Genomic DNA, 20,500 nt, shown 5'->3' with positions numbered 1-20,500 from the left:
TTTTCAGTCGTCATCCACCACCACAACCCCGGTTGTGATCCGGGGAAATCGTTAAATTTCCCTTAATTTCGCGGGATCAACTTATTGAAAACAAAGGACATCACCTGCTGTAACACAGGGGGCACTCACGCCCCCCGCCGCGCCTCCAGCGCTGCCTTGACCACCAGCGCCACCAGCGCCAGCAAGGTCAGGACCGAGGCGGCCGCAAAGGCCCCGGTCGCGTTCAGGTCGTTGAACAGCAGCTCCACATGCAGCGGCAAGGTGTTGGTCTGGCCCCGGATATTGCCCGACACCACCGACACCCCGCCAAACTCCCCTACCGCCCGCGCCGTGCAAAGCACCGCCCCATAGAGCAAGGCCCAGCGGATATTGGGCAGGGTCACGCGGGTAAACACCTGCCACCCGCTCGCCCCCAGCGTCACCGCCGCCTGCTCCTGCTCCGACCCCTGCGCCTGCATCAAGGGCAGCACTTCGCGGGCGACAAAGGGGGCGGTGACAAACATCGTGACCAGCACGATGCCGGGCAGGGCAAACATCACCTGCAGATCGTTGGCCTGCAACCACGGCCCCAGCAATCCCTGACGCCCATAGAGCAACAGATAGCAGATCCCCGCGATGATCGGCGAGATCGAGAACGGGATCTCGATCGCCGTCACCAATATCCCGCGCCCCCAGAACCGGAACCGCGCAATCGCCCAGGCGGCGGCGATGCCAAAGGCAATATTGATCGGCACCACGATCAGCGCCACGATGCTGGTCAGCCAGATCGCATGCACCGTCGCCGGATGCATCAGGTTCGCGGCATAAACCCGCCACCCCTCCGCAAAGGCGCGGGCAAAGATATAGGCCAGCGGCGCCACCACGATCAGCAGCGTCACCGCCACCGCCACCCCGATCAGCAGACGGGGCGCCAATGCGCTCTGGTTCGGGTTCACCGTTGCAACAGCCTGCATCACGCCCCCCTGTGCCGCGCCGCCCAGGCCTGCAGCCGGTTCGACACCACCAGCAGAACCAGCGCAAAGAACAGCAGCACCAGCGCGATGGCAGCGGCCCCGTTATAGTCAAACTCTTCCAGCCGGATGAATGCCAGCAGCGCCGCAATCTCGGTCTTGAACGGCAGGTTGCCCGCGATGAACACGATCGCCCCGAACTCGCCCAAGCTGCGGGCAAAAGCAATCGTGCAGCCCGCCAGCCACGCGGGCAGGATCTGCGGGAACACCACGCGGGTAAAGATCGTGACCTCGGACGCGCCCAGTGTGCGGGCCGCCTGGTCGAGGGCCGGGTCCAGATCCTCCAGCACCGGCTGCACGGTCCGAACCACAAACGGCACCGACGTAAACGCCATGGCCAGGGCAATACCCCAGATGGTGTAGACCACCGAAATCCCCTGCGGCTCCAGCCAGGCACCGATCCAGCCATTGGCCGAGAACAGCGCCGTCAGCGACAGCCCCGCCACTGCCGTCGGCAGGGCAAAGGGGATGTCCATCAGCGCATCCAGCAGCCGCTTGCCGGGAAAGTCATAGCGCACCAGCACCCAGGCCATCAGCAGGCCGTAGACCGCATTGAACGCCGTCGCAATTGCGGCGGCGGTCAGGGTGATCTGAAACGCGGCCACCGCGCGGGGCGCGCTGACGATGGCCCAGAACCGCGCCGGGCCGATTTCGGCCCCTTTCAGGATCAGCGCCAGAACCGGGATCAGGATGATCACGGTCAGGTAGAGCAATGTCGTGCCGAGGCTCAGTGTGAACCCCGGCAGAACACGCTTGGCGCGGATGGGCGCGGCAACGGCGGTCATTGGTTGACAAACACCTGATCGAGGATCGCGCCATCGGCCAGATGCTCGGCCCGGATCGCATCCCAGCCGCCAAAGACCTCATCCACCGTGACCAGACGCACCTCGGGGAAGTCGGCGGCGTATTTCGCCGACACTTCGGCATCGTTCACCCGGTAGAAGTTCTGCGCCAGAATATCCTGTGCCTCAGGCGAATACAGCCATTCCAGATAGGCCGTCGCCACCTCGGTCGTGCCTTTCTTCTCTGCATTTTCCGCAACCACAGCCGCCGGGAACGCGGCGAACAGCGAGAGCGAGGGCGTCACGCGCTCGAACCCCTTGTCGGCATATTCGCGGGCAATCCCGCCGGTTTCGGCCTCAAAGGTCACCAGCACATCACCCAGCTCCCGCTCGGCAAAGGTTTGGGTGGCGGCGCGGCCGCCGGTGTCGAACACCGGCACCGAAGACAGGATTGCTTTCACAAACTCCTGCGCCTTTGCATGGTCGCCGCCGTTCTGTTCCAGCCCGTAGGCGTAGGCGGCCAGATAGGTATAGCGCGCGTTGCCGCTGGTTTTCGGGTTGGGGAAAATCGGGGCCACGTCTTCACGGGCAAGATCCGACCAGTCCTGAATGTTCTTGGGGTTGCCCGCGCGCACCAGAAACGCGGGCAGCGAGTAATAGGGCGAGGCACCGTTCGGCAGCTTGTCACGCCAGTCAGCGGGCAAAAGACCGCCCTCGGCCAGCACGTCAATGTCGGTTTCCTGATTGAAGGTCACCACATCGGCGGCCAGCCCTTCCAGGATGGCGCGGGCCTGACGCGACGATCCGCCATGGCTTTGGTCAATGGTCAGATCGCGGCCGGTGTCAGCCTTCCACTTGGCGATGAACGCCGGGTTCAGTGCCTCGAACAGCTCACGCGCGATGTCGTAGCTGACGTTCAGGATGCTGTCCTGTGCGGCGACGGGGGCGGCGACCCCGAGGCTGGCGGCCAAAACGGCGGCCTTGATCAATCCGTGTTTCATTGGCGTTTCTCCTTGAGAATGGGAAGCGGACGGGGCGCGTCGCTCTGGGCGATGCCGTCCAAAGCGAAAACCGCGCCGGTCAGGGGGCGCAGGCGGTAAGCGGTGCCAAGGGTCAGATCGGGCGCGGAATGACGCAGCAGATCGACGGGAACTTCGGTGCCATCGGCGCGGCGCATGCTGGCGCGGATCATCGCGCCATTGCTGGATTTATGCGCCAGAACCCATGGGCTTGCCGGGTCTGCTTCCAGCGCGATGGCGTCGGGACGCAGGAACAGCTGCGCGGGGCCATCGGCCATCGCCCGGCGTTCCAGTGCGCGGGCATCGAGCCCCGCAGCCTCGGCCCGGCCGGCGCGCAGGGTCACGGGAAGCTCGACCACGGCCCCCATGAAGCGGGCGACAAAGGGCGAGGCCGGGCGGTCATGAATCTGGTCAGCGCTGCCGATCTGCTCGATCCGGCCCTCGCCCATCACGACCACGCGGTCGGCAAGCTCAAACGCCTCTTCTTGATCATGGGTCACGAACAGCGTCGTTGATCCGGTCTGTTGATGCACCTCGCGCAGCCAGCGGCGCAGGTCGCGGCGGATGGCGGCATCCAGCGCGCCAAAGGGTTCGTCCAGCAACAGCACCGCCGGTTCGATGGCAAGCGCGCGGCCAAGCGCCACACGCTGCCGCTGCCCGCCCGAAAGCTGGGTGGGGTAGCGGTCGGCCAGATGCGGGATCTGCAACAGCGCCAACAGCTCGGTCACCTTTGCCGCGATCACCGATTTGCCGGGACGCTCGGCGCGGGGGCGCACGCTCAGGCCAAAGGCGATGTTGTCGCGCACGGTCATATGCGGGAATAGGGCGTAGTGCTGGAACACAAAGCCGATGCGCCGCTTTTGCGCGGGCAGATCCAGCCAGTTCTGGCCGTTGACGACCAGTCCGCCCGCATCGGGCCAGTCCAGCCCGGCGATGATCTTGAGCAGGGTCGTCTTGCCAGAGCCGGAAGGCCCCAGCAGCGCCACCAGCTCTCCGTCGTTGATGCTCAGGTCAATGCCACGCAAGACCGCAGTCGGCCCGAAGCTTTTGGTCAGCGATGAGATGGCGATTGTCATGTGGATATTCCCAAGATCACCGGGAAATAGTTCCACATTCAGGGCTGTTCAATCTCTCTTAGGGCAAAATCAGCCGATCACACCGCCATTATCCGGAACATATTTCCGAAATCCATCAAAGCTATCGCTGTGTTGTCCGCTCGCCGCTGCATCTGTCGGAATTCTGTGCCGCTTGGACGGAACGGATAGCAAGGCGGTTCTTTTCGCAAAAGCATTCGGCTGTGACGGGAAAGGGCACCGTTTCAGTTCGCGACATCGGTATAAGTGCAGGCCCAGAATACTTTGGTTTCAACATCATCCAGCGCGCGCAAACCGTGTTTCAGCGTGCTGTCAAAATAAGCGCAATCGCCGACGTCCAGAATCACCGGCTGGTAATGCTCCACCGTCAGCTCAACCCGGCCAGACAGCACGTAAAGCGTCTCTTCACCGGTATGCGATTCCAGATCGGCGGGCGTCAGGGGCGCGCGTTTTTCCACAAGTGTCACCAACGGGATGATCTTTTTTTCGGCCAGCGCATTGCACAACACTTCGTATTCAAAGTTCCTGGAGCGCACCTTGCGCCCCTCGCCCGCTTTGGTCACGGTCAACCGCGTGGTGGGCGCCGCCTCGTGCTCTGCCGAAAACAGCCGTTCCATGCCGATTTCATACGCGCGGGCAATCTTTACAAGGTTTTCATAGCTCGGCGAGACCCGGCCATTCTCGATCTTGTGTATCGTCGACAAGGCCAGCCCGGAGCGTTGGGCTGCCATTTCCAGCGTGTAACCACAGGACTGGCGCACGGTTTTCATCCGCGCGCCCAGATCCACGCGCAGTTGCTGACGTTCCCTGTCCCAGTCATCCGCGACCGGGAGCCTTGTGGTTTTTTCCGTTTCAGTCATATTTTTCTTTTATTACCAGTTTTACCGATTATGCTTATATTTGAGTCGAACATAGCAGCAGTCTGTCGGCGTGTCCAAGACCCGGCACCGCAACACCGGCACTTTCAGATGCTGACCAACAGGAGCTTTCCATGAATCGCGATGTTTTCCACGGCACCATTCCCGCGCTGCTCACCCCTTGCACGCCTGACCGCCGTCCCGATTTCGATGCGCTGGTGCGCAAGGGGCAGGAGATGATGACGGCGGGCATGTCTGGCGTGGTCTATTGCGGCTCGTGCGGTGACTGGCCGCTGTTGAGCGATGCCGAGCGGATGGAGGGCGTGGCGCGGCTGACTGCGGCGGGTGTGCCGGTGATTGTCGGCACCGGCGCGGTCAACACCAGATCCGCCGTGGCCCATGCCGCCCATGCGCAGGAAATCGGGGCGGCGGGTCTGATGGTCATCCCGCGGGTGTTGTCGCGTGGCCAGTCGGTCGCGGCGCAGCGCAACCATTTCAAGGCCATTCTGGACGCGGCCCCGAATGTGCCCGCGATCATCTACAACAGCCCATATTATGGCTATGTGACCAAGGCCGATCTGTTCTTTGCCCTGCGCGCCGAACATCCCAACCTGATCGGGTTCAAAGAATTCGGCGGCAAGGCCGACATGAGCTATGCAGCCGAGCACATCACCTCGCAGGAGGATGAGGTGATCCTGATGGTCGGGGTTGATACCGAGGTCTATCACGGCTTTGTCCGTTGTGGCGCGGTTGGGGCGATCACCGGAATCGGCACGATCTTTCCCAAGGAAACCCTGTTGCAGGTCGCCCTGTCACGCCGCGCGGCGGGGGGGTGTGTCGAATCGGATCTGCGCGCCCGCGAGCTGGCCGAGGCGTTTTCGGTGCTGGCCAAATTCGACGAAGGCGTTGATCTGGTGCTGTACTTCAAGCACCTGATGGTGCTGAAGGGCGAAGAACAGTATCGCCTGAATATCTATGAAACCGACGCGCTGTCGCCCTCGCAGGCCGGGTTCTGCACGGCGCAGTTCCACCAGTTCAACGCCTGGTTTGCCAACTGGTCGAAACAGGGTGGGGTGATCGCTGAATGCATGTGATCGACAGCCATACCGGGGGCGAGCCGACGCGGGTGATCCTGACCGGCGGGCCGGACCTTGGCTCCGGGTCGCTGGCGGATCGCGCGGCCCGGTTGGCGCAGGACCATCAGCCGTTTTGCCGCGCGGTCTGTGCCGAGCCGCGCGGTCAGGTCGCGATGGTCTGCGCGCTGCTGGTGCCGCCGGTGGATCCGGCCTGCGTGGCGGGGGTGATTTTTTTTGACGCCGCAGCCGTGCTGGGCATGTGCGGGCACGGCACCATCGGGCTGGCGGTGACGCTGTTTCATCTGGGGCAGATCGGGCCGGGCCGGCACCTGATCGAAACCCCGGTCGGGGTGGTGGCGGTGGATGTGGCCGACGCGCATACCGTGGCCGTCACCAATGTGGAAAGCCGCCGTCTGCACCAAGGGCTTACCGTTGCTGTAGACGGCTTTGGCGTTGGCACACAGCATATCACCGGCGATGTGGCCTATGGCGGCAATCACTTCTTTCTGGTGGACCCCAGCCCCATTCCCGTGGCCCCAGACAATATCCGCCAGCTGACCGACCTGACCGTCGCGCTGCGCGCGGCGGTGCTGGCGCAAGGGATTATGGTGGATCACGTGATCCTCTATGGCCCCGCCGTCAGCCCCGCCGCGCACAGCCGCAACTTTGTGCTGTGCCCCGACGACAGCTATGACCGCTCGCCCTGTGGCACCGGCTGTTCGGCGCGGCTGGCCTGTCTGGCCGCCGACGGGCGGCTGGCCGAGGGCGACGAGATTGTGCAGGAAAGCATCATCGGCAGCAGCTACCGGCTGTCCTGGCGGCAGGGGGCGGCGGGCGGTGTGATCCCGCTGATCACCGGGCAGGCCTTTGTGATGGCCGACAGCACGCTGATCTTTGACCCCGCCGATCCGTTCAAGGACGGCATCAGCGCCTGACACCCGGTCCGGTGCCGCTGTGGCGCCGGGCCCTTCCCCTCCCTTCGCGTAGGTTAGATCCGTAGCATGGCCGCGACTGACACTCTGGACATCATCGTCATCGGCGCCGGAATCATCGGCGTCACCACCGCGCTGGCGTTGCAGACGGACGGGCACCGGGTACGGATTCTGGACCGCAAGGGCGTGGCTGCCGAAACCTCTGCGGGCAACGCGGGGGCCTTTGCCTTTACCGACATCGAGCCGCTGGCCAGCCCCGGTATCATGCGCAAAGCACCGAGTTGGCTGCTGGACCCGCTGGGGCCGTTGTCGCTGCGGGCGCGCTATGCGCTGACCATCGCGCCGTGGATGCTGCTCTTCTGGCGGGCCACGCGGGCCGACCGCTACGCCGCGGGGGTCGCTGCCCAAGCCAGCCTGATGCAGCATTCCCGCGCCGCACTGGAGCGGCTGATCTCCCGCGTCTCGGGGGAGGCGATGATGCGCCGCGAAGGGCAGTTGCAGTTGTATGAGGGGCAGGCGCAATTCGCGGCCAGCCTGCCCGCGTGGGATCTGCGCCGCCAGCATGGCGTGGCCTTTGATCTGCTGGACAGCCCCGGCGCGATTGCCGAGATTCAGCCCGGCCTGTCGCCCCGCTTTACCCATGCCGGGTTCACGCCGGACTGGATCAACACCACCGATCCCGCGCGCTGGACGCAGCATCTGGCGCAGCAGTTCATCAAGGCGGGCGGCGAGATCGCGATCGCAGAGGTTCTCGCCTTGCGGCAGGACGGCGATGGCGTGACGCTGGAGACCACCACCGGACCGATGCGGGCGGCGCAGATCGTGCTGGCAGCGGGCGCGTGGTCGCATCATCTGGCACGCACGCTTGGCGAGCGCATTCCGCTGGAGACCGAGCGCGGCTACAACACCACCTTTCCCACCGACAGCATCGGCTTGCGCACGCATCTGACCTTTGGCAACCACGGCTTTGTCGTCAGCCGGATCGGCGCGGGGCTGCGGGTGGGCGGCGCGGTGGAACTGGGCGGGCTGACCCTGCCGCCGAATTTCCGTCGGGCGGAAGTTCTGGTGCAAAAGGCTGCGGCCTTTCTGCCCGGTTTCGATCCGCAGGGCGGCACGCAATGGATGGGCTTCCGCCCGTCGCTGCCCGACAGTCTGCCCGTCATTGCCCGTGCGCGTCGTGCCGACCGGGTGATCTATGCCTTTGGCCACGGGCACCTAGGCCTGACCCAATCGGCGGGCACGGCAGAGCTGGTGGCCGCCCTTGCCGCGCGACGCGCGCCCGCCATTGCGCTGACCCCGTTTGAGGCGGGGCGGTTTGCATGGACAGGCCGCTGATCTTACCTTGCGCTGACAGTTAGCCGAAGTGCAGTGCCGCGATGGCCAAAACGGCGGGTATCGTCTGGATAAACAGAATTTTCCGGCTCGCCGTCGCCGCGCCAAAGATCCCGGCGACGGCAATGCAGATCAGGAAGAACAGCTTGAAGGCATAGCCTTCGGCCCCTTGCACCAGCCCGACGATCAGCCCGGCCGCCAGAAACCCGTTATACAGCCCCTGATTGGCGGCGAGTGTGCGGGTCGCGGTTGCAAACTCCGGCTTCAGCCCAAACGCGCGCAGCCCTGCGGGTTTGTCCCAAAGAAACATCTCCAGAATGAGAATCCAAAGGTGAAGCGCCGCGATCAGGGCAATCAGAACATCAGAGATCATGAGGGCCCCTCGCCAATGCCCCAAAATCATGCCCGTGTTGTCCGGTCAGCGCAACAGCTACAAATGTGGCGCATCTGCCGGTCTTTCTGGCCCTGACCCCGCAACTGTCGCCGCAATGCAGCAAATCCGTCACACGCCCGTCGCTCTTTTGCGAGAAAGAGGGGGCAAAGGGTGGCGCGGAGCAGTTGCATGACCAGATCAATCCGGCATCACAGAGGTCTGTTTCTGTCGGACCTGCATCTGGGTACGCTGGGCAGCCGGTCAGACCTGATCTTGTCCTTTCTGCAGCACAACCGGGCCGAATCCTACTTTCTGGTCGGTGACGTTCTTGACCTGTGGCAACCGCTGTTGCCGCACTGGACCGAGGATGCGCAGCGTGTGCTGGATCATCTGCGCGACCGTCAGCAGGCCGGGGCGGTGATCCATTATCTGCGCGGCAACCACGATCCCGACCCGACGCTGGCGCCGAAACCGAAATGTCTGGATGTGGTCGCGGTGGATGAGCTGATCTATCACGCCGGGGATCAGCGCAGGTATCTGGTGCTGCACGGTGACATTGCCGATGCGCGCGTCGTGCGGTCCCACGTCATGACCCGTCTGGGCAGCCGGATTGACCATATTCTGCGCCGTCTGGACCGTGGCTTGTCCGTGCTGCGGCGGGACACGTCTGCCGAAGCCCGCAGCACGATCGAAGCCTTGCTCGCTGGCGTGAACTCGCTGCTGTATCGTGGTCGCAAGCACGAACGCCGTCTGGTGGACATGGCCCGGCAAAAGGGCGTGCATGGCGTGATCTGCGGGCATTTCCACATTGCCGGGCTGCACGATCACCATGGCCTGACCTATGCCAATTGCGGCGACTGGCTGGACAGCATGACCGCCCTTGCCGAAGACCATGACGGCACCCTGCGGCTGCTGTCCTGGCGTCCGGTGGCAGCGGCAATCCATGCCGGGCTGGCCACGCCGGAACCGGAGGGCGCAACATGACGGCCATGTTCCTGGCAACGGCCGCCACGGTGCTGATGATCGCGCATCTGGTGGCGGTCTGGCTGTATCTGCGCCGCCTTGACCGCCCCGAGCCGACCGGCGGGGTGATCGGCCAGCCCTTTGTGACGCTGCTGCGCCCGGTTTGCGGGTTGGACCCGTTTGACGAAGAAACGCTGCAATCGTCGTTTGATCAGCATTACCCGCGCTACGAGATCATCTTCTGCGCGCAATCTGCGGATGACCCGGTGATCGGGCTGGTGAACCGTTTGATCGCGCGCAACCCGCAGGTGCCCGCGCGGTTGCTGGTCGGCTATGACCGGATCTCGGGCAATCCCAAGCTGAACAATGTCTGGAAAGGCTGGAATGCCGCCAGCGGTGACTGGGTCTGCATGACTGATAGCAATCTGCTGCTGCCGCCGGACTATCTGGCAACGGTGGTCGGTTCCTGGGGGCCTGCGACCGGCATCGTGTCTTCGCCCCCCATCGGCATTCGTCCGCAGACCCTTGGCGGCCAACTGGAATGTGCGTTTCTCAACAGCAATCAGGCATTGCTGCAATTTGCTGCTGGCAGCGTCGGCCCCGCTTATGCGCAGGGCAAGACCCTGTTTTTCAACAAACCCTTGCTGGAACATGCCGGGGGCCTGCGGGCATTGGGGCAAACGCTGGCCGAAGATGCCGCAGCCACGCTGATCACGCGCGAGATGGGGCGCGAGGTGACGCTGACGCCGCTGCCCTATGCGCAGCCGATTGGCCGGCGCACCCTGGCGCAGGTCTGGAACCGGCAGCTGCGGTGGAGCCGGGTGCGGCGCGATGCCTTTCCGCTGCTGTTTGCGTTTGAGGTGCTGAACGGCGGTGTGGCCCCGGTCATCTGTGCCATTGCCGCACTGGTTCTGTCCGGCGGCGATCTGGCGTTTGGCGTGGGCTATGTCGCGCTGTGGTATCTGGCCGAGGTGTTTCTGGCCGCCCGCGCCGGATGGCCGATGGGGGTGCAGGGGGTGTTCCTGCTGGTCCTGCGCGATCTTATGATGCCGGCGATCTGGCTGACCACCTTCCTGCGCCGTGGCTTTGAGTGGCGCGGCACGGCGATGGCTGCGCAACCGGCGGCCAGTGCCGTACCTGCCGAGTGATCCCATGACAGAAGCCGAGGTCGGCGCGTTGATCCGCGATTATGGGATGCTGATCATCGCGCCCCTTGCTGTTCTGGAAGGCCCGGTGATTTCGGTGATCTCCGGCTATCTGGCAAAGGCGGGGCTGGTGTCGCTTCAGCTGGTGTTTGTGGTGCTTGTGGTGGCTGATCTGGCGGGCGACATTCTGCTCTATGGTCTGGGCCGCAAGGGGCGCGCCGGTGTCGCGCTGCCCTGGCTCGCACGCTTTGGTGTGACCCGGCGCCGTTTGGCGCAGGTCATCCGTGCCTTTCGCAAGAACGACGCGCGCATTCTGGTGATCGGCAAACTGACCCATTCGGCGGGGTTCGCGGTCTTGCTGGCCGCAGGCATGGCGCGGATGCCGTTCTGGCGGTTTCTGGCGCTGAACCTTTTGGCGACCGTTCCCAAGGTGATGATCTGTCTGGCGCTCGGCTGGTGGTTCGGCGCGATTTCGGACCGGATCGGCAACTGGCTGCTGGGTGGCACGCTGATGGTTGTCTTCTTTGTTGTCGTGTTTGCCGTTTACCATCTCAGAACCCGTCAGCGGAGTGAAAAATGACCCGTGCGATTACCTGCCTGATCCCCGCCCATAATGAGGCTGCCCGTATTGCCGGTGTTCTGGCGGCGGTTCAGGGCCATCCTATGATCAGCCGGATCATCGTGGTGGATGACGGCTCGAAAGACGACACGGCAGCGATTGCCGGGGCGGCGGGCGTCGAGGTTTTGCGCCTGATGCCCAATCGCGGCAAATCAGCCGCTCTGGCCGAGGCGCTGTCGCGGGTCAGGACCAGCCATGTGCTGCTGCTGGATGCCGATCTGACCGGCCTGACCGCTGCTGACCTGTCACGGCTGATTGCTCCGGTCGTCGGGGGCGGGGCGGATGTGTCGCTGTCGCTGCGCGGCAACGCCCCGTTTCTGTGGCACTGGCTGGGTGTGGATTACATCACCGGCGAGCGGGTGCTGCCGATGTGGCTGATCACGCCGCTGGTGCGCGACATCGGGGCTTTGCCTCGCTTTGGTCTGGAGGTATTTTTGAACACCCATATTCAGGCCGCTGGCCTGTCCGTCGCGATTGTCCGCTGGGCAGGCGTTGCCAGCCCGTCCAAGGCGCAGAAAAGCGGGTGGCGTGCCGGTATCCGGGCGGACATCGGCATGTTGCGCGACATTCTGCGGACTGTCTCGGTCGCGACCACGTTTGAGCAGATTGCGTATCTGCGGCGGGCCGCGCCCCGGCTTGGGTCACAGCGCGACCTGCGCCACTCCGGCCCCACGTTGCGCGAACGACTTCTGCGTGTGATCAAAGGCGTCCAGCGGCAGAGGGACCGTGAAACGCATTCCGACGCGACCCGCTAGCCCCCGACCGCCCGGCTATTCATGGCCACCCCGTTGGTTTATGGGTTTGAATTCCGCAGGACTTGCCAGCAGAGTCTGAGCGAAAGCCAAAGGGGGCATTGGGTGCAGGAGATAGCAGGCCAAAGGGTTCTGGTGACCGGAGCAGGTGGCTTTATCGGCAGTCACGTGATGACAACCCTCATGCAGTCCGGTGCTGTGCCCATCGGGCTGGTGCGAAGTCTGTCCCCTGTGCAGCAGGACAATGGCTTTGAATGGGTCGCTGCCGATCTGGTCACTGACCCGCTCGATGATCTTCTGGCCGGTTTGCGTCCCAATACGATCATCCATTGTGCCGGGCGCACTGCCGCCCCGGATACTGATGCGGGGCGGGAGGCTCTGTTTGCCGCCAATCTGACGGCCACCGCCCGGCTGATGTCTGCGGTGTCGCGGATGGGCCACCCCGTGCGGCTGGTCATCGTGTCATCAGCGGCGATCTGGGCCCCGATGCCACCCGGTCTCGTGGCGATTGACGAGACCCACCCGATGCGCCCCGTGGCAGCTTACGGCGTGAGCAAAGCGGCAGCGACCCTTCATGCCTTGGCCGAGGGTGACCGCCTTGATCTGGATCTGGCGGTAGCGGTGCCGTTCAACGTGATCGGCCCCGGCCAGCCCAGGCGGCTGGTGCCGCAGGCCTTTATCGAACAACTGCGCGCGCGTCCCGCCGCGCTTGCGCTGTCAAACGCAGCTGCGGTGCGCGACTGGATTGATGTGCGCGACGTGGCAACAGCACTCGTTGCGTTGTCGCAACCAAAGGGCCCGCGCGGCCTGTTCAACATCGCCTCGGGCAATGGGGTCAGCCTGCAAGATATGGCACTCGCCCTGTGCCAGATCGGCGGCTGGCCCCCGGTATTGCGCGAGGATGCAACGCATGGCGACTCTGGTGTCAGCCGAAGCATCGGCGACGCCCGGCGGCTGACCGCTGCGACCGGATGGACGCCGCAGATCACACTGGAAGCCAGCCTGCGGGACATGATCACCTCCGCCCCCTGAAGGCGTCACCCTCTGTCGCCGTGGCAGCCACCGCACCGCCTTGCCACACCGATTGATTGTGCGGATCACAAAACAGCATTTGACGCCGGAACGTCGCAGGCACATCTTCCGCCTCCGGACAGGAGTGTGCCCCATGTCGACCAGCGCCAAAGCCCCCGCGATAGCCCCGATCCTGACCCCGGTTCTGATCGCAGGTTGCGTGATCCTGATGCTTGGCTTTGCCATTCGCGCCAGTTTTGGCGTGTTCCAGATTCCGATTGCCGAAGAATTCGGCTGGGCGCGGGCGGAGTTTTCGCTGGCGATCGCGATCCAGAATCTGGCCTGGGGCATCGGCCAGCCGCTGTTCGGCGCGATGGCCGAGCGGTTTGGCGACCGCAAGGCGATCATCGCGGGCGCGCTGACCTATGCCGCCGGTCTGGTGCTGTCATCCTATGCGGTGACGCCCGGTCAGCATCAGTTGCTTGAGATCCTCGTGGGCTTTGGCATTGCCGGCACCGGCTTTGGTGTGGTGCTGGCGGTGGTCGGCCGCGCGGCAGCCCCCGAGCACCGCTCGATGACGCTGGGCATTGCCACCGCCGCGGGGTCGATGGGGCAGGTGTTCGGCGCGCCTCTGGCCGAGTTCCTGATGCAATCCTACAGCTGGCAAGAGGTGTTCGTGATCTTTGCCGCGATTATCCTGTGCAGCCTGTTCGCGCTGCCCTTCATCCGCTCACCGCATGTCGCCACCCGGGCCGAGCTGGAGGAAAGCATGGGCACGGTCTTGACCCGCGCGTTCAAAGATCCGTCCTTCAGCCTGATTTTCCTGGGCTTTTTCAGCTGCGGCTATCAGCTGGCCTTTATCACCGCGCATTTCCCCGCCTTTGTGACCGAGCTGTGCGGGCCGATTGACCCCGGCGGCATGCTGGCGGGGATGGGGATCAACACCACCTCGGCCCTGGGGGCGGTGGCGATTTCGGTGATCGGGTTGGCCAATATCGTGGGCACGTTGACGGCGGGGTGGCTGGGCAAGCGCTATACCAAGAAATACCTGCTGACCGGCATCTATGTTGCCCGCACCATCGCCGCCGCCGCCTTTATCCTGCTGCCGATCACGCCCGAGTCGGTGCTGATCTTTTCCGCCGTGATGGGGTCTTTGTGGCTGGCCACAGTGCCGTTGACCTCGGGTCTGGTCGCGCACATCTACGGCCTGCGCTACATGGGCACGCTTTACGGCATGGTGTTCCTGTCGCATCAGATCGGCGGATTTCTGGGCGTCTGGCTGGGCGGCAAGATGTATGACATCACCGGAGATTACACGCTGGTCTGGTGGATCGGCGTGGGGGTGGGCGCGTTTTCGGCCATCGTCCACCTGCCGATCCGGGAAAAGCCGCTGGTGGCGCTGCCCGCTTAGCCGTCTATCGGGGCGACGATCAGGATCTCCAGATCTGCCTCCGGAGTAAAATCGCGCTTTTCCACCTGAAACGTGGTTGGCCCGGTCTTCTTCACCCCCTCGGCGCAGAGCGACAGGATATGGCCCGCGTCACCCTTGTCCACCGTCAGGCGAAACCGCCCGATTGGCCCGGCCCAGGAATTGGCGGTGCGCAGCACATAGGCGATGTGCCAAGCCACGCCGGTCACCATTCCGTCCGACTCTGACGCGGCCAGATGTTTCGCCAGCCCGCGCGAGGTGGCTGCATCAATGCAATACTGCTGGCTCAGCCCCGACAGCCATTCGGCCTGCGGCGGATCCTGCCAGACAAAGATGCCCCCCGGAGGCCGGTTGTCGTAGCTGTGCGAGACCCGCAGCTGCTGCCCCGCCGGAAAGGTCTGGGTCCAGTGATAGCGCAGGATGACCGACCACAGCGGCATCACGTCTTCGCCGGTCAGGTCAGGCCCGTCGTTGAATGCCTCCAGCAGACCGTCATCTGCCATGGCGCGCAGGGTAGCGGAGTCCATCTGCTCCAGCGCCATCTGCACCGCCTCGGCATCGGGCACCAGCGGCAGGCCGTAGTGCAGCAAGCGCGCCGTCACATCCTCGCCCGGCGTGTCATATTGCTGCGACAGCGGGCGGCCCTCTTCCCAGAACGGCTCGATCACCGCGATCCGGTCGATGCTGACCGGCACCTCTCCCCCATCCACCACAGCGCGGAAATTGACCAGATCGGGTCGGCTGGGATCATCCGGCAGGTTGTATTCGGAATTCATCAGATAGCTGAGGGCAATCGGCGGCAGCGGAAAGATCACCTCGCCCGTCACATCGGCATCGGTCAGGTTGCGGAACACATAATCGACCCGCACCTGATCGCGGCTGATGAACAGGTCTTCCTCTTCCATCGCGATGGCGTCGGTCTGGCCAAAGGTCAGCCCGGTCGCGCTTAGCCCGCCAAAGCCGTCATTGGCCTGCGCCATGGGCGCGACCGCCATCGCCAGACCTGCCGCCAGAACAGCCAGAAAACGCATCCCAATTCTCCAATCCGATGTGCGCCCACTCTGCCCCCCACGCGGGGCTTCGGCAAGGCCGATCCTTGGCCTCGGGCCTTTGATGTCCGCAGGTTGACCCGCCTTCGTGAGCCTGCAATGGTCGCGCTCCATCGGGGAGGATGACCAGACATGCGCGCCGGAATTGCAGCCCTGCTGGCGGCCTATGTGCTCAGCCAGTTCTACCGTGCCTTTCTGGCGGTTCTGACCCCGGTGCTGCAGACCGATCTGGGCGCAACCGCCAGCGATCTGGCCGCCGCCTCGGGCCTGTGGTTTCTGGCCTTTGCCGTGATGCAGATCCCGGTGGGCGAGGCGCTGGACCGGATTGGTCCGCGCCTGACCACGGCTGCGCTGGTCGGCACCGGCGCAGTCGGGGCGGTGATCTTTGCCATGGCGGGCGGGCCGGGGGCGATCAAGCTGGCCATGGTGCTGATCGGGATAGGCTGTTCGTCGGTGCTGATGGCATCCTATTACATCTTTGCCCGCAGCTATGCGCCAGCGGTGTTTGGCACGCTGGCCGGGGCGACCGTGGGCATCGGCAATCTGGGCAACATCGGCTCGTCGCTGCCGTTGTCGCTGGCGGTCGAGGCCTTCGGCTGGCGCGGTTCGCTCTGGGGGCTGGCGGCGATCACGGCGCTTATCGCTTTGGCGATCCTCACCCTCTTGCGCGACCCTCCCCGCACAGGTGGCGGGCAAAAGGGCAGTCTGCTGGACCTTTTGCGCATGCCCGCGCTCTGGCCGATGCTGATCATGATGGCGGTGTGCTATGCGCCCGCCGCCTCGATCCGCGGTCTCTGGGTCGGGCCGCTGTTCCGCGATGTGTTCGGGGCCGATGCCGCATGGATCGGGCAGGTCAGCCTGATCATGGGGCTGGCGATGGTGGCGGGCAGCTTTGCCTATGGCCCGCTGGAGCGCGTGCTCGGCACCCGCAAATGGCTGATCTTCGGCGGCAATGCCCTTGCGCTGGCCTGCCTCACCGGCTTGTGGCTGTCGCCACAAAGCCCCGCCCTTACCATCGCCCTGCTGGCCGGCCTCGGCTTCGCCGGGGCCTCCTTTCCCATGGTCATCGCCCATGGCCGTGCCTTCATCCCCGCGCATCTCACCGGGCGCGGCGTCACACTGTTGAACCTGTTCGGCATCGCCCCTGTCGGCCTGTTGCAACTCGTCACCGGGCGCATCCATGCCAGCACGGCGCCCGACCCGGCCTCTGCCCCCTATGCCACCATCTTCGGCTTCATCGCGCTGATGCTGGCCGCTGGCCTTGTCGTCTATGCCTTCTCACAAGACCGCACTGACTGATTTGCCCGCGGACTTCATCTGTTCACAAATATCCTGGGGGTGTGGGGGCAGCGCCCCCACTCTTTCTTTATCAACTCTTCCCCCGCCCCCCCCTTTGCGGTAAGGAACCCCGTCGTTTGACGCATGGAGGGCCGGATGGGCTATAAAGTCGTTGTCGTAGGCGCGACGGGGAATGTGGGCAAAGAAATGCTCAATATCCTCGCCGAGCGTGAGTTTCCCGTGGATGAGATCACCGCACTTGCCAGCCGCAAGTCGCTGGGGACCGAAGTGTCCTTTGGCGACAAGACTCTCAAGACCAAGGACCTCGACACGTTTGACTTCACCGGCTGGGATATCGCACTGTTTGCCATCGGCTCGGACGCGACCAAGATCTATGCGCCAAAGGCCGCCAGTCAGGGCTGTGTGGTGATCGACAACTCGTCGCTCTACCGCTACGACCCCCAGATCCCGCTGATCGTGCCCGAAGTGAACGCCGATCAGGTGGTGCATTACAAGAACAAGAACATCATCGCCAACCCCAACTGCTCGACCGCGCAGATGGTGGTGGCGCTGAAGCCGCTGCACGACCGTGCCCGGATCAAGCGGGTGGTGGTGTCCACCTATCAGTCCGTTTCGGGCACCGGCAAAGAGGCGATTGATGAGCTGTGGAACCAGACCAAGGGCATCTATGTGCCGGGTCAGGAAGTGAAGCCGTCGGTCTATCCCAAGCAGATCGCCTTCAACGTGATCCCGCATATCGACGTGTTCCTCGATTCCGGCGACACCAAGGAAGAGTGGAAAATGGTGGTCGAGACCAAGAAGATCCTCGATCCCAAGATCAAGGTCACCGCGACCTGCGTCCGCGTCCCGGTCTTCGTCGGCCACTCCGAGGCGATCAACATCGAGTTTGAAGATTACCTCGACTGGGAAGAGGCCACCGACATCCTGCGCGAAGCGCCGGGCGTGCTGGTGGTCGACAAGCGCGAGGCCGGTGGCTACATCACGCCGATCGACTGCGTGGGCGAATATGCCACCTATATCAGCCGCATCCGGCAGGATGAGACGGTTGAAAACGGCCTGAACATCTGGGTTGTCTCCGACAACCTGCGCAAAGGCGCGGCCTTGAACGCGGTGCAGATCGCCGAAGTGCTGGGCAGCCGCTGCCTGAAAAAGGGCTAATGCTTCAGCCAGAGTACCAAAAAAGCCCGCCACCCGGCGGGCTTTTTCATGGGCTCAATTCAGAACCGCTCGGCCCGCAGCACTTCGCAATCCGACACTGACACCACCCCGATATGCCGCTCGACCACGGCAAAGGCGGCCTCCAGCAGGGTATCGAGCCGCTCGGGCTTGATGAGGCAGACGACGGCCACCATGCCTGCGCGCCCCACCTGTCCCTCGCGCGTCCAGTCACCAGACCGGCCCGATCCGCCCAGCACCGGCAACACGGTATAGCCCGTCACTCCGGCACGGCGCAGCGCATCGGTCAGGCGGCTTTGCATCGGCGCTTCGATGATGATCTCCACGCGTTTGGCCTTGTGCGTTTGCATGCGCATCAACCTCCGGTCACGGCCTGGGCGATGGCCACATAGGCCGGAATCCCAAGCGTCAGGTTAAAGGGAAAGGTCACACCCAGAGACAGCGTCAGGTACACCGAAGGGTTCGCCTCGGGCAGCGCCACACGCATCGCCGCGGGCACCGCGATATAGCTGGCCGAAGCCGCCAGCACCATCATCAGCGCGACACCCCCGGTGGACAGGCCCAGCAGCAGACCAGCGGCCAGCCCGGCCACGGCCCCCACCACCGGCATCACAAAGCCAAAGGCCACCGCGCCGAGGCTCAGCACCCCCTTTGAGGCGCGCAACCCGCGACCCGCAACCAGCCCCATATCGAGGAGAAACAGGCACAGCACCCCCTGGAACGGCGAGACGATGAAGCTTTCGATCCGCACCATGCCATCCTGCCCGGTGACCATGCCGATCACAAAAGCCCCGATCAGCAGCACAATCGACCCGTTCAGCAGAATTTCCCGCCACAGATCTGCATCCATGCGCTCTGCTCCGCCGCCGGCGCGGGTGACCAGCCAAAGCGCCGAGATGATGGCAGGCGCCTCCATCGCAGCGGCGACCGCCACCATATAGCCTTCTGACGCGATCCCCCGCGCGCTCAGCACCGAGGCGGCGGTGACAAAGGTCACGATCGAGATCGAGCCATAATGCGCCGCCACCGCAGCCGCATCGGTGACTGACAGCCGCGTCATGCCGCGCAACAGGCCAAACGCCACCAGCGGCAGCGCAAAGGACAGCACCACCCCCGCCGCCAGCGCTGCGATCAACCGCGCATCGACGCCGTGATCGTCCACCGCAACCCCGCCCTTGAAGCCGATGGCGAACAAGAGATAGATCGACAGCGCCTTGGCCGCCGCCTCGGGCACCGTCAGTTCAGATCGCGCCAGTGCAGCGAACAGTCCCAGCGCAAAGCACAAGATCATGGGTGACAGCAGATTATCTGCCGCCAAACTTAGTATATCCTGCATGGGTGTCCCCTGTTCGCGCAGATATGGGAAGCAATTAACCTATGACAAGTTCAGACAGAAACAAATCCGCGCAAAGGATCATAATGCTCCAGCATGCCCTCGCCGGTGTCATTCCACAGCCCGTGCAGCGTCAGCCGGTCTGCCGCCACCGCCTCGCGCACGAAAGGAAAGGTCATCAGGTTTTCCAGGCTGACCAGAACCGCCTCTTTCTCCAGCGCGCGCGGGCGGTCAGCATCTGGCAGGTCACGCACCCGTTCGAAACCGGGGCGCAGAATGTCCATCCAGCGCCCGACGAACGAGGTCTTTTCCTCCAGCGCCGGGGCATGGCCCATGCACATATCATGGCAGCCCTTGACGCCACCGCAGTTGGAATGGCCGAGCACCACGATATGCGCCACCCCTAGCGAGGTGACTGCATATTCCACCGCCGCCGAGGTGCCGTGATAGGTGCCATCAGGCGAGTAGGGTGGCACCAGATTGGCAACATTGCGGTGAATGAAGAACTCCCCCTCATCCGCACCAAAGATCGACGTCACGTGCACCCGGCTGTCACAGCAGGAAATCACCATCGCGCGCGGGTGCTGCCCGCTTTCGGCCAGACGACGAAACCAGGCCTTGTTGTCCTGATAGGTGGTCGCGCGCCAGCCATGAAAGCGCTGGATCAGATAGTGGGGAAGGGGGCGAGCAACATCCATAACCGACGGGCCTCCGCAAAAGGGACAGTCCTATTAGGCAGCAATTGCAGAAAATTCGAGAGGGATTGTTCTGCACCTGCAACCTTTTCTTCAGGATGACGGGCGCACCCTGCCCTTGGGTGTGAAACAAGAGGTGTGGGCCATGCAGGCTGACAATGTGGTACGGCTGCGTCCGTCAGAACGGGTGCAGCAGGATACCAGGCCAATCGCGACGATCTATCGCGATCTGGGCACGGAACCGGCGGAAGAGGTGGTGACACGCGCTTTGGCTCAGCTGGCGCTGACCATGGCAGGGCTGGCCAATCAGGTGCGGGCGCATGATCTGGCCGATCTGTCTCGCCATCTGCGTAGGTTGCAACGTCTGTCGGAAAATCTGGGCATGGTGTCACTGGCCCTGGTCGCCGCCGATCTGCGCGCCTGCCTCGGCTCTGGCGATTCCACTGCCTTCTCGGCGGTCTGGGCGCGGCTCATCCGCGTCGCCGAACGCTCGCTGGCCCCGGACAAGACATTGCTGGACAGGTCGCTGATCTAGCGCGTCGTGCTCTGGCAGG

Annotated in this window: 22 protein-coding genes; 12 read left to right on the top strand and 10 right to left on the bottom strand. The window is 64.0% G+C overall.

Annotated features, from left to right (window positions below):
• Positions 1-125 precede the first annotated feature (125 nt).
• The 5 genes from cysW to D1012_RS15920 form a co-directional block, all read right to left on the bottom strand.
• Complete coding sequence (gene cysW / locus D1012_RS15940; RefSeq protein WP_199489529.1) at positions 126-953, bottom strand: sulfate ABC transporter permease subunit CysW; 828 nt, start codon at positions 951-953, stop codon at positions 126-128.
• Complete coding sequence (gene cysT / locus D1012_RS15935) at positions 953-1,795, bottom strand: sulfate ABC transporter permease subunit CysT (RefSeq protein WP_118154460.1); 843 nt, start codon at positions 1,793-1,795, stop codon at positions 953-955. The genes cysW and cysT overlap by 1 nt, the downstream gene beginning before the upstream one ends.
• Positions 1,792-2,793 carry a sulfate ABC transporter substrate-binding protein gene (locus D1012_RS15930; RefSeq protein ID WP_118154457.1) on the bottom strand — a complete coding sequence of 334 codons (1,002 nt, stop codon included), beginning with the start codon at positions 2,791-2,793 and terminating at the stop codon, positions 1,792-1,794. The genes cysT and D1012_RS15930 overlap by 4 nt, the downstream gene beginning before the upstream one ends.
• Positions 2,790-3,887, bottom strand: coding sequence for a sulfate/molybdate ABC transporter ATP-binding protein (locus D1012_RS15925; RefSeq protein ID WP_118154454.1), 1,098 nt, complete (start codon positions 3,885-3,887; stop codon positions 2,790-2,792). The genes D1012_RS15930 and D1012_RS15925 overlap by 4 nt, the downstream gene beginning before the upstream one ends.
• A 242-nt stretch (positions 3,888-4,129) precedes the next feature.
• A complete protein-coding gene (locus D1012_RS15920) occupies positions 4,130-4,765 on the bottom strand; it encodes a helix-turn-helix domain-containing protein (RefSeq protein ID WP_118154451.1) in 636 nt (211 codons plus the stop codon).
• 131 nt (positions 4,766-4,896) lie between these two features.
• Here D1012_RS15920 and D1012_RS15915 point away from each other — a divergent pair, with 131 nt between their 5' ends.
• The 3 genes from D1012_RS15915 (at position 4,897) to D1012_RS15905 (ending at position 8,105) form a co-directional block, all read left to right on the top strand.
• Positions 4,897-5,856, top strand: a complete 960-nt coding sequence (locus D1012_RS15915; protein ID WP_118154448.1) for a dihydrodipicolinate synthase family protein — start codon at positions 4,897-4,899, stop codon at positions 5,854-5,856.
• Positions 5,847-6,773 carry a 4-hydroxyproline epimerase gene (locus D1012_RS15910; protein ID WP_118154445.1) on the top strand — a complete coding sequence of 309 codons (927 nt, stop codon included), beginning with the start codon at positions 5,847-5,849 and terminating at the stop codon, positions 6,771-6,773. The genes D1012_RS15915 and D1012_RS15910 overlap by 10 nt, the downstream gene beginning before the upstream one ends.
• A gap of 66 nt (positions 6,774-6,839) precedes the next feature.
• Complete coding sequence (locus tag D1012_RS15905) at positions 6,840-8,105, top strand: NAD(P)/FAD-dependent oxidoreductase (protein WP_118154442.1); 1,266 nt, start codon at positions 6,840-6,842, stop codon at positions 8,103-8,105.
• A 19-nt stretch (positions 8,106-8,124) separates the two neighbouring features.
• Here D1012_RS15905 and D1012_RS15900 read toward each other — a convergent pair whose 3' ends face one another.
• On the bottom strand, positions 8,125-8,475 hold the full coding sequence (locus D1012_RS15900) for a DUF1304 domain-containing protein (RefSeq protein WP_118154439.1): 351 nt from the start codon (positions 8,473-8,475) through the stop codon (positions 8,125-8,127).
• A 189-nt stretch (positions 8,476-8,664) separates the two neighbouring features.
• On the opposite strand from D1012_RS15900, the gene D1012_RS15895 reads away from it, so the two are divergent.
• From D1012_RS15895 to D1012_RS15870, 6 genes are all read left to right on the top strand, one after another.
• Positions 8,665-9,459, top strand: coding sequence for a UDP-2,3-diacylglucosamine diphosphatase (locus D1012_RS15895; protein WP_118154437.1), 795 nt, complete (start codon positions 8,665-8,667; stop codon positions 9,457-9,459).
• Entirely contained in the window at positions 9,456-10,586 is a 1,131-nt protein-coding gene (locus D1012_RS15890; RefSeq protein ID WP_233517151.1) for a ceramide glucosyltransferase, read from the top strand. Before D1012_RS15895 ends, D1012_RS15890 begins: the two co-directional genes overlap by 4 nt.
• Positions 10,587-10,590: 4 nt before the next feature.
• Positions 10,591-11,163 (top strand): DedA family protein, encoded by a 573-nt coding sequence (locus D1012_RS15885; RefSeq protein ID WP_118154434.1) that lies wholly within the window; start codon positions 10,591-10,593, stop codon positions 11,161-11,163.
• Positions 11,160-11,957, top strand: a complete 798-nt coding sequence (locus D1012_RS15880) for a glycosyltransferase family 2 protein (protein WP_118154431.1) — start codon at positions 11,160-11,162, stop codon at positions 11,955-11,957. The genes D1012_RS15885 and D1012_RS15880 overlap by 4 nt, the downstream gene beginning before the upstream one ends.
• A 102-nt stretch (positions 11,958-12,059) precedes the next feature.
• A complete protein-coding gene (locus D1012_RS15875; protein WP_158569373.1) occupies positions 12,060-12,986 on the top strand; it encodes an NAD-dependent epimerase/dehydratase family protein in 927 nt (308 codons plus the stop codon).
• 133 nt (positions 12,987-13,119) lie between these two features.
• Positions 13,120-14,376 carry an MFS transporter gene (locus D1012_RS15870; protein WP_118154425.1) on the top strand — a complete coding sequence of 419 codons (1,257 nt, stop codon included), beginning with the start codon at positions 13,120-13,122 and terminating at the stop codon, positions 14,374-14,376.
• Here the strand turns inward: D1012_RS15870 and D1012_RS15865 are convergent.
• On the bottom strand, positions 14,373-15,425 hold the full coding sequence (locus tag D1012_RS15865) for a DUF4424 family protein (RefSeq protein WP_158569372.1): 1,053 nt from the start codon (positions 15,423-15,425) through the stop codon (positions 14,373-14,375). The genes D1012_RS15870 and D1012_RS15865 overlap by 4 nt on opposite strands.
• A 150-nt stretch (positions 15,426-15,575) precedes the next feature.
• Between D1012_RS15865 and D1012_RS15860 the strand changes: the two genes are divergently transcribed.
• A complete protein-coding gene (locus tag D1012_RS15860; protein WP_118154419.1) occupies positions 15,576-16,742 on the top strand; it encodes an MFS transporter in 1,167 nt (388 codons plus the stop codon).
• A 135-nt stretch (positions 16,743-16,877) separates the two neighbouring features.
• Positions 16,878-17,900: an aspartate-semialdehyde dehydrogenase gene (locus D1012_RS15855; RefSeq protein ID WP_118154648.1), complete on the top strand. Its 1,023-nt coding sequence runs from the start codon at positions 16,878-16,880 to the stop codon at positions 17,898-17,900.
• A 59-nt stretch (positions 17,901-17,959) separates the two neighbouring features.
• On the opposite strand, the gene D1012_RS15850 is transcribed toward D1012_RS15855, so the two are convergent.
• Genes D1012_RS15850 through D1012_RS15840 form a run of 3 tightly spaced genes read right to left on the bottom strand, consistent with a single transcriptional unit; the run spans position 17,960 to position 19,949 of the window.
• A complete protein-coding gene (locus tag D1012_RS15850; protein WP_118154645.1) occupies positions 17,960-18,268 on the bottom strand; it encodes a P-II family nitrogen regulator in 309 nt (102 codons plus the stop codon).
• Positions 18,269-18,273: 5 nt separating this feature from the next.
• On the bottom strand, positions 18,274-19,254 hold the full coding sequence (locus D1012_RS15845; RefSeq protein WP_118154416.1) for a sodium-dependent bicarbonate transport family permease: 981 nt from the start codon (positions 19,252-19,254) through the stop codon (positions 18,274-18,276).
• Between the two features lie 50 nt (positions 19,255-19,304).
• Positions 19,305-19,949 carry a carbonic anhydrase gene (locus D1012_RS15840; RefSeq protein ID WP_118154413.1) on the bottom strand — a complete coding sequence of 215 codons (645 nt, stop codon included), beginning with the start codon at positions 19,947-19,949 and terminating at the stop codon, positions 19,305-19,307.
• 142 nt (positions 19,950-20,091) lie between these two features.
• Here D1012_RS15840 and D1012_RS15835 point away from each other — a divergent pair, with 142 nt between their 5' ends.
• Positions 20,092-20,481 (top strand): hypothetical protein, encoded by a 390-nt coding sequence (locus D1012_RS15835; RefSeq protein ID WP_118154642.1) that lies wholly within the window; start codon positions 20,092-20,094, stop codon positions 20,479-20,481.
• The last annotated feature ends 19 nt before the right edge of the window (positions 20,482-20,500 follow it).

Origin of the sequence: Pseudotabrizicola alkalilacus, from assembly GCF_003443995.1 — a bacterium.
Classification (GTDB): domain Bacteria; phylum Pseudomonadota; class Alphaproteobacteria; order Rhodobacterales; family Rhodobacteraceae; genus Pseudotabrizicola; species Pseudotabrizicola alkalilacus.
The sequence above is the reverse complement of the archived record's forward strand: the minus strand, read 5'-3'. Positions and strand labels throughout refer to the sequence as shown.